Annotated in this window: 7 protein-coding genes and 1 tRNA gene; 2 read left to right on the forward strand and 6 right to left on the reverse strand. The window is 36.6% G+C overall.

What is annotated here, in order from left to right; translation table 11 throughout:
- Positions 1–32: 32 nt before the first annotated feature.
- From QSJ81_RS21155 to QSJ81_RS21165, 3 genes are all read right to left on the reverse strand, one after another.
- Complete coding sequence (locus QSJ81_RS21155; protein ID WP_285719335.1) at positions 33–2588, reverse strand: PAS domain-containing hybrid sensor histidine kinase/response regulator; 2556 nt, start codon at positions 2586–2588, stop codon at positions 33–35.
- A gap of 137 nt (positions 2589–2725) precedes the next feature.
- On the reverse strand, positions 2726–3328 hold the full coding sequence (locus tag QSJ81_RS21160; protein WP_285719336.1) for a response regulator transcription factor: 603 nt from the start codon (positions 3326–3328) through the stop codon (positions 2726–2728).
- Positions 3329–3862: 534 nt separating this feature from the next.
- The gene (locus QSJ81_RS21165) at positions 3863–6019 is read right to left on the reverse strand and encodes a type IA DNA topoisomerase (protein ID WP_285719337.1); all 2157 of its coding nucleotides are present in this window, start codon (positions 6017–6019) and stop codon (positions 3863–3865) included.
- 484 nt (positions 6020–6503) lie between these two features.
- On the opposite strand from QSJ81_RS21165, the gene QSJ81_RS21170 reads away from it, so the two are divergent.
- Positions 6504–6579, forward strand: a tRNA-Gln gene (locus QSJ81_RS21170).
- Between the two features lie 71 nt (positions 6580–6650).
- Here the strand turns inward: QSJ81_RS21170 and QSJ81_RS21175 are convergent.
- Complete coding sequence (locus tag QSJ81_RS21175; RefSeq protein ID WP_285719379.1) at positions 6651–8690, reverse strand: putative bifunctional diguanylate cyclase/phosphodiesterase; 2040 nt, start codon at positions 8688–8690, stop codon at positions 6651–6653.
- A 129-nt stretch (positions 8691–8819) separates the two neighbouring features.
- On the opposite strand from QSJ81_RS21175, the gene QSJ81_RS21180 reads away from it, so the two are divergent.
- A complete protein-coding gene (locus tag QSJ81_RS21180; RefSeq protein ID WP_285719338.1) occupies positions 8820–9407 on the forward strand; it encodes a hypothetical protein in 588 nt (195 codons plus the stop codon).
- Between the two features lie 151 nt (positions 9408–9558).
- Here the strand turns inward: QSJ81_RS21180 and QSJ81_RS21185 are convergent, their stop codons facing one another.
- Both QSJ81_RS21185 and serS read right to left on the reverse strand, forming a co-directional pair.
- Positions 9559–10224 (reverse strand): HAD family hydrolase, encoded by a 666-nt coding sequence (locus QSJ81_RS21185; protein ID WP_285719339.1) that lies wholly within the window; start codon positions 10222–10224, stop codon positions 9559–9561.
- Positions 10225–10447: 223 nt separating this feature from the next.
- Complete coding sequence (gene serS, locus QSJ81_RS21190; protein WP_285719340.1) at positions 10448–11716, reverse strand: serine--tRNA ligase; 1269 nt, start codon at positions 11714–11716, stop codon at positions 10448–10450.
- Between the last annotated feature and the right edge of the window lie 188 nt (positions 11717–11904).

Genomic DNA, 11904 nt, shown 5'->3' on the forward strand with positions numbered 1-11904 from the left:
AAAAGAAACACACGGTTTTTCCGTGTGTTTTTTTATCTTTTTTGATTTAAAACATCCCAAGCCTCTTTTAACCCTAACTTTAATTCATCTGTAGCTTTTTGAAGCTGCTCAAAAACCATTTCAATTTCAGATAGTTGTTTGTCATGTCCCATCTTCTCTAGCCGAGCTGCACAATCTACCACTGTCTGATTGCCAAAATATGTAGCGGCACCTTTTAAGCGATGAGCACTCATTTTTAGTTGGATGGCATCCTTTTCCGCTACTGCTTTTTCTATATTCTCCATATATTGGGCACCATTATCTAGAAAACAACTAATAACAGCTCTAACAGTTTCTACGTCATCCATGCATAACGTCATGAGTTGCTCCAGATAGGTACTATTCAAGACTTCTTGGTCCTCAGTTGGGTTTATTAAATCATCCTTCACCCCACTACCATACCTCTCTTGATCGATTTTTGTTAATATGGAAGTAAGTAAATCAAAATCTAGGGGTTTACTTACATATTCATCCAATCCTGCAGCTAGCATACGCTCCCGATCCCCTTTCATGGCATAAGCCGTCATAGCTATAATAGGAGTATGCTTAGTACCACCAGCTCTTTTTTCTACTTCACGAATCGCTGCGGTTGCTTGAATTCCATCCATTTCTGGCATTTGTATATCCATAAAAATTACATCAAAGTGCTCCGTCGAAAATAGTTCTACCCCTTGACGTCCATTACTCGCTAAGGTAACTATATGACCTTGATTCGACAGTAATTTTATAGCCACTTTTTGGTTAATAAATTCATCTTCAACTAATAGAATCTTCAGTGGTTTAATATTTTCATGTTCTTTATTGCTCTCCTGAGAGCCCAGTTCTAAGAGGCTGTTATCAGGGATATTCTTAGGTACAGCAAAGTCAATCGTGAAATAAAAAGAACTGCCTTTTCCTAAGCTGCTCTCTACCCATACCGCGCCATCCATACTTTCTACCAAATGTTTTACAATGCTAAGCCCTAAACCAGTGCCACCATATTTACGTGTCGTCGATGAATCAACTTGTGTAAACTTATGAAAAATAACATTAATCTTGTCCTGAGGAATACCGATCCCCGTATCCCGTACAGTAAATAAGAGTTTTATCGTCCCATCAAGCCGTTGCTTTACATTGACAGTAATGGCAATTAATCCACTTTTCGTAAATTTGACTGCATTATCTGCTAAATTCATTAAAATTTGCTGTAAACGCCTAGGATCGCCATACAATCCCATTGGTACGTCATCCTCAATATGGATCATACACTGTAGACCTTTTTTCCGTGATTTTATCTTTATAAGCCTACCAAATTCATTCATCATATCCTGCAATGAAAAATAAATACATTCCAATTCTAGCTTCCCATCATTTATTTTTGCTAAATCCAATAAATCATTTAACAAACCTAATAGCTTTTCTCCCGAAACCAATACCAATTCTAAACTTTCCCGCTGGTCAGGTTGTAATTTCGTTCCCAATACCAATTTCGCCATACCTAAGATACCATTCATCGGAGTACGAAGCTCATGACTAATAATCGCCAAAAAATTATCCTTCGCCTGGTTTGCATTTTCCGCTTTTTCTTTAGCCTCTCGCAGCGCTTTCTCCAATTGCAGTTTTTCCGTAATATCTTCGGAAATTGAAAAGGATAATATCATCTCACCAACTACCTTTGTTGTCAGATGCACGGATAAATCTTTTACTTCACCGGATGCGAGCCTATGCCGTGTCGTAAACTGATACTCTCCAATCTTAGCATATTGTTCTATATCCTGTTCCACTACATTGTGAGGCGACTCAAGCAATTCGGAAGTTAAGCGTCCAACTAAAGGGATTTGATAAAAGTTTTCTGCCGCTTTGTTAGCCTCCAGTATATGCCCTGTCTTACTTTCGATTATCATCATCAAAGCTTGATGATGATTAAACATCATATGAGCTAGTACTTCAGTCTGCAGTAGTTTTTCTTCTGATTGCAACAACTGTCCTAGGCGTTGCTCCGCCAAAATACGACTTGTAATATTCGATAATACAACGACCCTACCAACTACCTTCCCCTCATGCTCTAATAATTTAGAATTAACCTCATAATAGACATCTCCAAGTTGCATCGTAATAGAATAACGCACAGGGCCATCACCTTGAACCGCTTGTTTCAGCCATTTAGATGTTATCTTTTCTACCGAAATTCCTACTACATCACTTTTTTTAATATTTACGATCTTTTCAAGCCTGTGATTTATGTCGAGTATCCGATTTTTAGTATCAAGTACGACTACGCCTTCGCCCATATTTTCAAATATTATGTTTTTAGCCGTTGGCACTACGGCGACAAATTTAAAAGTAAGAAAACTAGTAACTACTATACATAGAAATGCTGCGGCTATGCTTATCATTGCACTATCCCAGCCTTCATATATAAAAAATCCAATCACATCTAACATAAGCCCTAAGAAGGTTATACTCCAAAACAACCATAATCCATATACAAATTGGTTTCGCCAAATATAGTAAGAAATCGAAAAAGAAGCTCCCGACAGCACTAATAGTAATGTAAGTTCTACATTCATTACGTCTCTCCAAAATCATTTTTTACTCTTAATATAGATTAATTATCTTAAAATTACATCATCCAAAGGATATAGATATTAAAAATAAAAATGGGAACATCTTCTATAGATATCCCCCAAAACAAAATAACCTTTTCTTATATAATACCAATTTTTTTTGCTCGGGCTACCGCTTTAATTCTGCTGTTAACCTCTAACTTACCAAAAATATGGTTTACATGTGTTTTAACAGTACCAATGGTAATTCCCATAGCCAAGGAAATCTCTCCGCTTGTAAAGCCGTTACCTAACATGATGAGAACCTCTCGCTCTCTCTCTGTCAACTGTTCGGTTAGTACTTCGTGTTCTAAAGTTCCTCCAGTTATCTTACAGTATTTATCAATCCCGTCCGCTACCGCTAGTACCAAATCTTCCTTGCAACAAGGTTTCATTAAAAAACGAAAAACATTACCCATATTTACTGCCTGCATTGCAACATCTAAATCTGCAAAACCGGTAATCATAATGCGAACCATAGCAGGCGCCATTGTACGTACAATTTGTAATAGTTCAATCCCATTCATTTCAGGCATGTACTGATCAGATACAATTACAGCAATCGAAGAATCCTTCTTTATTAATTCTAAGGCATCATTTGCATTCGTTGCTGTTATGACATGAGAATATCCCTCCAACATCTTCTTATGTACCAATAGGGCAATACCATCATCATCAACCAATAGGACTTTAGCTTTTTTCATGATAACCTCCCTATATAGCTACTTTTAAAAGCTATATAGTAAAAGAATTTGTATTTTTATGCATTAACCAACATTTACTATATTACTACAATTTTGAGTTAAAATCCTGCCTCTTTCGACAGGTTTTCATATTAAAATTGCATCTTTTGTAAGTAGTAAAGAGGTTTTGCCATTTTTTGAAGATATTCCTTGGCTTTTTGCCATAAAGTCGTAACAATAGTTTGTTGATCAAAACTATTTAGCTCAGCCTTATCGTCTACCATGCGATTTTAAAACGATCTCCCAGATCAATCTTCGATACAATTAAAGACAAATTAAATGGACTGAGCACTGTGTAATACAGGATTCAGTCCTTAGTAGCTTAAATAATTTCGTTTAAATTTTATGGACGCTTTACTATCGCGGTTCTATTTATTCGTTATATAGTCTAAAGTTGTTTCAATCGTCTCGATTAACACGACGTAGATTATGCCCCTTTATTTCATTGTACAGCATATATTTATAGGACATTTGCGTGCTTAGTATGATTTAATATCAATTATCAATAAACTCTATGCTCCAATTATAGCGGCTCGTATTCTCATCTTTTACATAATGAAAATATGCAGCAAAATTTGTTCCTTTTTTACTTTTTAGCCCCCGAAAACCTACCCGGCCATTTTGCAGCAACAGTCTAATCATTTCCGGCGAAACTTGCTTGCCAAAACTCGTAATGTATCGATCATCTTTCCATATCGCAAATTTACAGCCATTTTTCCAATTGCTACAACCAAAGCTTTTAGGCGTTTCCACCACAGGACTACTGCATTCCGGACACTGCCCCAATATTTCCACATCGCTGGCCACAGTACTTTTCGCGCCGAATTTCGGATCATTTTTTATATCATTAACTGATTTATTTATAAACTCTACTATCATATTAATAAAATCGCTTTTGTGAAATTTCCTTTTTTCAATATCGGCAAGTGTTTTTTCAAGCTTACCAGTATACTCTAAATCAAACAGATCAGGTACCGGAAAGCTTTCAACTAGCATTCTGCCTAGATCAGTGCAAACAAGACTTTTCCCTTTGGCTCTTATATAGCCAACGTCTTTTAGTTTTTTTATTGTCTCAGCCCTAGTTGCCGGTGTCCCGATACTAAATCCGCTCAGTATTGCCAACATCATTTCTTCAGAATCTTCTTTTTCATAACTTTTCCCACAAGTCTCCATAACCCGTAACAACGTTTTTTCGTTATGAGCTTTAGGGGCTTTACGCTTAATTTCAGTTACCTTTCCATTTTCGACTACCAACTGTTCCTTTTCCTTTATCATTGGCAAATCTACTTCTTTAGTAGTTACCTTCTCTATTTTTTTCCATCCCTCAGTAAGCTGAACTTTGCCTTTACTGATAAATATCCCTTTTAGCAGATTATCATCAATCTTAATAGTTAAAATAGTTTCCTCGCTCTCAGCAATAGGCATAAATTGCGCTAGAAAACGATTTTTTATTTCATCATAGACAATCTTTTCATCATTGGTTAAATTCCCCGGTAACATGTATGTAGGAATGATTGCTGAATGGCTTTCAACCTTTTTACTATCAAATATCCTTTTAGCCGTGTGAAATATAATCTCATTCGCAAATGGATTACCCTGCTTATGAGTATTTAATACTTTTTCAGTTTTCTCTATTAAACTTTCATCCAGAACCTGGCTAGCCGTACGCGGATAAGTAATAGCCTTTTTTTCATATAAAGATTGTGCTGTCTTTAATACTTTATCTGATGTCCAGTCTTTATATTTACTGGTGATAACCCCTTGTAGGTTCGATAAATTAAATAAAAATGGTGGATATTCTTTTTTTCTTTCAACCGTCTTGGCCATAACCACAGCGTTCTTGCCATTTATTTTCTCTCTTATGACGTCTAGATACTCTTGCTGCTCAAACTTTTCATTATCATCTTCATAATAGGTACCTTCAAACGTAACATTTTCGCGTGTATTAAATTCTGCGATCAATTTATAATACCTAGATTCTTGGAAGCTTTCTATTTCTTTATCACGATCATAAATAATCTTCAATGTTGGCAATAAGACCCGTCCAATATTTAAAACTTTTATTTTTTCGTCACCGCGATATTTTACAGTCGCCACTGAGGTAAGATTAATGCCAATTAGCCAATCGGCCAGTTGACGTCCTATTCCCGCATCCTGTAAAGATTGCATATTGCTATTAGGTTTTAAATTCTTCAATCCTCTTTGAACTTCGTCACTTGTCCATTCATTTAACAGTAATCTTTCAATCGGTTTCTGCGTTTTTAGATAAATTGTTATTTCATCGAAAATCACCTGTCCTTCGCGATCATCATCTGTTGCAGCAATAATCCCTTCAATATCTGATCTTGCAATCAAAGTATTTATAATATTAATTTGCTTTTGCGCCCCGCTATCCACTTGTTCTTTATTAATCCCAGAGGTTTTGACTTTATATTTAAATTCCTGTGGAATATAAGGGAAATTTTCCAATCGCCAGCCTTTTAACGACGGATCATAATCTTTCACATCATATAATTGCAATAAATGTCCGAAGGCCCAAGTTATTACATAGTCATTTCCTTCAATAAATCCATCTTTTCTAACCTTTGCATTTATTGCATCAGCAATATTTCTCGCTACAGATGGTTTTTCTGCAATAATCAATTTTTTCATTTTTTATTCAATAACAAAAAATTTGTTATCTCCTTTCATTGCATTTCGTTGGCATTATGTTTCGATTAGGCATTTTCTCATTTATTATTTTCTGCAACGCATACATGCTACTCCTACTATCTGTTAGCCCATCCACCGACAGGCCACCTTTTCATATAATTACCCCCCGTGCCTATGGTCGGGGGGTAATTATATGATTTTTTCTTATATTAAAATTTCTAATTGTTTTTGCAATTCTTCTGCCTTATTTACTAATGCGTAACTAGAAAAGGCAATCTCTTATAAGGGAGCAAAGTTCGAAGGCACTATTGCCTAAGTCTATTTACTACTGCAAATTTTATCAGCGTTCTTAATTTATGTCAATATTAATGCAGTTAGTCCCAATTTAGCTTATCACCCTGTATACCAACGGGTTGAAAAGTATCCTGAAAATGAATTTGCTATTTAAAAAGATATAGTATATAATTGTGTATGTGACTTTTATTGGGGCGTCGCCAAGCTGGTAAGGCACGGGATTCTGATTCCCGCATCCGCAGGTTCGAGTCCTGCCGCCCTAGCCATTACGACTTGAATAACTGCATTTTTTTGTTAATTAACCCTTATACTATTTGATAGTATAAGGGTTTTATATTTATCTCATTTTAAACCATCTCACAAATTCTTCACTCGGCAAAGGCCTTGAAAAGTAATATCCCTGTATTTCATCACATTGCAGTTTACGCAAGAATTCCAGTTCTTCCTTTGTTTCTACGCCTTCTGCTATGGTTTTTATTTTTAAACTTTTCCCAAGGGCAACCACCGATTCGATAATTGCCTCATTCACAGAAGCTACCGCCAATCCCCGCACAAAAGATTGATCTATTTTCAGCCGATCTAAAGGAAAATAACGCAAATAGCTAAGGCTTGAAAAGCCTGTACCAAAATCATCTAGCGATAAGCTAATTCCCATTCCCTTAATACTTTCTAATTGCTTAATCACAACTTCCAGTTGCCTCATTACAACACTTTCCGTTACTTCTAAATCCAAATACTTTGGATCTATGCCACTTTTTCTTATAACATCTCCAAGCATAATTAAAAAATCCGAATCATGAAATTGAATAGCAGATATATTTATTGACATTGGAATGGGAGGTAGCCCCATTTCAATCCATCGCCCGTGTTGCCTGCAAGCTTCTAATAAGATCCACTCACCAACTGGGATAATAAGACCTGTTTCCTCTAAAATAGGGATAAAATCTGCCGGAGATATGATTTCTCCAGTAGAAAGTTTCCACCGAATTAACGCTTCTACCCCAATCACATTTTCTGTTTTACTATCAAACTGCGGTTGGTAAAACAAAATAAATTCTCCCCGATCTAAGGCTCGCCGCAGATTATTTTCGAGCATAAGACGCTCCGATGCATATTCATTCATATTGGCCTCAAAAAATTCATAACCATTGCGCCCATTGTCTTTTACCTTGTGCATTGCCGTGTCCGCATTGCGGATCAAAACCTCGGGGGTATCCCCATCATCGGGGAACATGCTAATACCAATGCTAGCTGTCATCATTAATTCTAAATCACCATGGACAAGGGGTTTTTCAATAACATTCACGATTTCACCGATCAGAGCAATAATTTCCTCTTTCCGCGAAATAATCGGCAAAATAATGATGAAAGCATCACCACTAAACCGCACTGTAATACTTGTTTTTTCAGAAAATGACTGTAACCGATGGGCTATTTGCTTTAAGAATTCATCACCAATTTGATGACCTAAAGAATCATTGATATTTTTAAATCGGTCTAAATCCATTGAAATAACGCCTACACGTTTGTTGCTAAGCTTAGCATGTTCAATATCAGTTAATAATTGTTTTTCTAACATTTTTCGATTCGGCAGCCCAGTTAAAGTATCATGCCGATCAAGATAATGTATCCGTTCCTCTGCCGCTTTTTTTTCGCTAATATCTGTAAATGTAGCTAAATAATTTATAAGATTACCCTTACTATCTTTTATTAGGTCAATTCTTAACCATTTTAAGTAAATTGCTCCATCTTTGCGTTTTTCCCATATCTCTCCTTGCCAGCAACTGCTTTGATTAATGGAATCCCACATATTTTGATAAAAAATACGATCATGGCGACCTGATTTTAAAATACTAGGTTGTTTTCCAATTATCTCTTCAGTAGCATAGCCTGTGATGTTGGAAAAGGCTTGGTTTACGGCAACAAAGCGATTTTCTCTATCGGTAATAGAAATCGCTTCGCCACTGCTCTCAAATATCTTAGCCAAAATAGGAAGCCGATTTTCGCTTCTCTTAAAATCCTTAACATCAGCTGTCAAACAGGAGTCCCTTTCCTGCACTAAAATCATAATAAATTCGGCTGCAAGTCTAGCTACTATATTAGCAATTTGGCTTGGACCCTCAACGGCAATTTTACCGATTACCGTTTCTCCGATTCGAAGGATCATTCTCTCTATAGTCCTATTAGAGCTATTAATTTGTTCCTTTTTACTATCTTTCGTATGGGATTTGCACCTTACATTATTTTGAGACAGGGTGTTACAAGTCCCTGTCGCAACGAGAATTCTATCTTTATTATCCCAAATTGTTACAGGAAGGCCGCTTATATCATAGAGTAACGTCGCAATTTTTTGGGCAATGCTATTGCTCAACTTCATGTGCAAAATTATTCCCCCTCTTTATATCTGGCTCTATCTTTATATAAAAACTTTTGCTATACTCGTAATTATAAGATACTATACTTCGCCAAGATACTACATTATTCCTACATAAAGGAGTTTTTATCTATGCAAACCCCAACCCCACCAACTAAACCAACCCCCCCTACTCCGCCTACTATGGAGGTAAAATCTTCATCAATTATTGGGGGTGATGCAGCAACATCTCCTACAACTTCTACAAATCCAGCGAAATCAGAAACTACGAAATCAGCGCAAGATGCTAAAAAAGCAGAGGTGATACCACAAAGCTCTCCAACGAAAGCATCTACTAGCGAAAAATCATCCTCGCCTCAGAGCCAAAGCACAGCATCTCCACCACTTTTAGGTACTTATAATGAAACCACAAGTGCAACTACTGCAGCATCAGATATTACACCAGCTCAAAAGAATAAACCAACTTCGATTTTTGGCTTTGGATTGATTTCTACCATTGTTCTACTATTTGCTTTATCTTTTGTAGCTCTTCATTTGTGGAACAACAAGAAAAAGAAGGAACGTACCATTCTGGATTATTCAGAAAGTAACGAGAAAGAACTCTTAGACTTAATCAATTCTGCTGAGGGTACTGCTACGCCCCCTCTACCTGTGGCTATGGTAAAAAACAAGAAAAAAGCATCTTCTAAAATCCAAGGCAATTTTGAAGTTAGAATCTAATTCTTCTAGTTTTTTTATAAAAACATAAATAAAAAGATAAACTTTCTTAGCAAATCCTTACTAAGAAAGTTTATCCGATGACTAAACCGCTCTAAGACTCCCATCTTCTATAAGAGGAAGTCTTAGAGCGGTTTAGTCGCACTTATCTTTTTTAATAAAATTCTTTTACAAAAGAAACATCATTGTTGACTTCATCAAAACTTTTGATAATTTTATCTGCATAAGACAAATCTTGCTTCCCGGAATTCGGATTATAAAAAGCAATACACTTCATTCCAGCAGTTTTAGCTGCGAGGATTCCATTTTTAGAATCCTCAAAAACCAAACACTCCTCGGGGAGAACGCCTAATAATTCAGCCGCCCGCAAAAAAATGTCAGGGGCAGGCTTGCCCTTCTCAACCTCTTGTCCGCTAACCTTTTTGGCAAAATAATCACTTAATGAGAACATATCCAAAACAATAAGAATTTGTTTTTTAGGCGAGGAAGAAGCCAAGGCTAATTTGAAGTTTTCATCGTAAAGCTTTTTTACTAAGATATCAACACCAGAGATAGGCTTTTCATCTTTTTCCGACATTAAGAATTCAACGCATTTGTCTTCATACTCTTGAAGCAAAGTATTGATATCACCATCAATTTTGTATTTTTCTTTAAGCTTGGAGAACATATGAAGATTTGTAGTACCTATGAAAGTATCATATTCTTCATCGGAAATGGTAAATCCAAATTTAGTTTTTGTATAATTCATAAAAATTTTATAGTGCAATGGCTCACTATCAATAATGACACCATCCATATCAAAAATAACGGCTTTGATCATAACGGATCCTCCTCTATATAAGAAAGTCGGCAAGGCTTCCTTCACCTATTAGCTTTAAGCGCAGTATCTATATTATTATAAGCATAGGTTAAATGAAATGGCGGAGCGTTAATAATATAGATACTGCACGGACTACCTAAAATACATCTACTCTCTGATTCTGCAAAGAGACTTGGCATTTACCAAGTCTCTTTTTAATCAGAACCATCATCCTGATGATTGGCTATTTAATTACATCAACACCCATATAAGAACGCAATACTTCAGGTACAACAACAGAACCATCAGGTTGTTGATAGTTTTCCAAAATAGCGGCTACCGTACGGCCAATCGCTAAACCTGAACCATTTAGCGTATGTACAAATTCTGGTTTTCCTTTCGCCTCACGACGAAATTTAATATCAGCACGACGGCCTTGGAAATCCTCAAAGTTTGAACAGGATGAAATTTCTCGATAGGTATTAAAGCTAGGCAGCCACACTTCAATATCATAGGTTTTTGCAGAAGAGAAGCCCATATCGCCACTACATAAGGCAACTGTACGATAAGGCAATTCTAGCAACTCCAGTATACGTTCTGCATTACGAGTCAACTTTTCTAATTCATCATAAGAGTTCTCCGGTAAAGTCAACTTCACCATCTCTACTTTATTAAACTGATGTTGACGAATTAAACCACGAGTATCCCGGCCAGCTGCTCCTGCTTCTGCACGGAAACAGGCACTATAAGCCGTATAATATAAAGGTAAATCTTTGACATCTAAGATTTCTCCTCGATGATAATTAGTGATTGGTACTTCTGCAGTAGGAATCAAATAATAATCCAGTCCCTCCAACTTAAACATATCTTCACTAAACTTAGGCAATTGCCCGGTTCCTGTCATACTCTCTTTATTTGCAATAAATGGAGGGAAAAATTCCGTATAGCCGTGTTCACCAGTGTGAATATCAAGCATAAAATTAATCAGAGAACGTTCTAACCGAGCTCCTAGTCCACGATAAAAAGTGAATCGTGTTCCAGTGACTTTGCCACCCCGTTCAAAATCAAGAATATTAAGTTTTTCGCCAATTTCCCAGTGAGCCAGTGGCGGTTTTTCAAACGTAGTAGGAGTCCCCCAATTGCGCACCTCGATATTGTCCTGCTCATCCTTGCCAATAGGTACTGAATGATGAGGTATATTAGGGATGTTCATAATAATAGCTTGCAGTTTTCCCTCTACTTCCTTAACCTTGCCATCGAATTCACCGATCTGATCGCCGACTAAACGCATTTGGGATACTAAACTTTCCGCATCTTCCTTGGCTTTTTTAAGACGACTAATTTCAAGAGATACAGTGTTTCGTTTATTTTTAAGTGCCTCTACCTGACTTAACAATTCACGACGCTCTTTTTCCAAAACTAAGAACTCATCTAAACTGAGATTCATGCCGCGCTTTACTAAAGCTTGTTGTACTTCTTCTGTATTATCCCTGACAAATTTAATATCAAGCATGCTTTAAACCCTCCTATTTATACTAAGAAAACTCTATCGTTTTTTAACATAGATTGTTTGGAATGTACATTTCCCTCCTGGGATGATACATAAATAATAATAAAAAACTCCCGCCTGCTATTCAGGAACGAGAGTATCTTTCCCGCATAAGCGCTGTTATACGGTACATAACGGCATAAATCTGCTCT

It is taken from the genome of Pelosinus sp. IPA-1 (assembly GCF_030269905.1).
In the GTDB taxonomy this organism is placed as follows: Bacteria; Bacillota; Negativicutes; order DSM-13327; family DSM-13327; genus Pelosinus.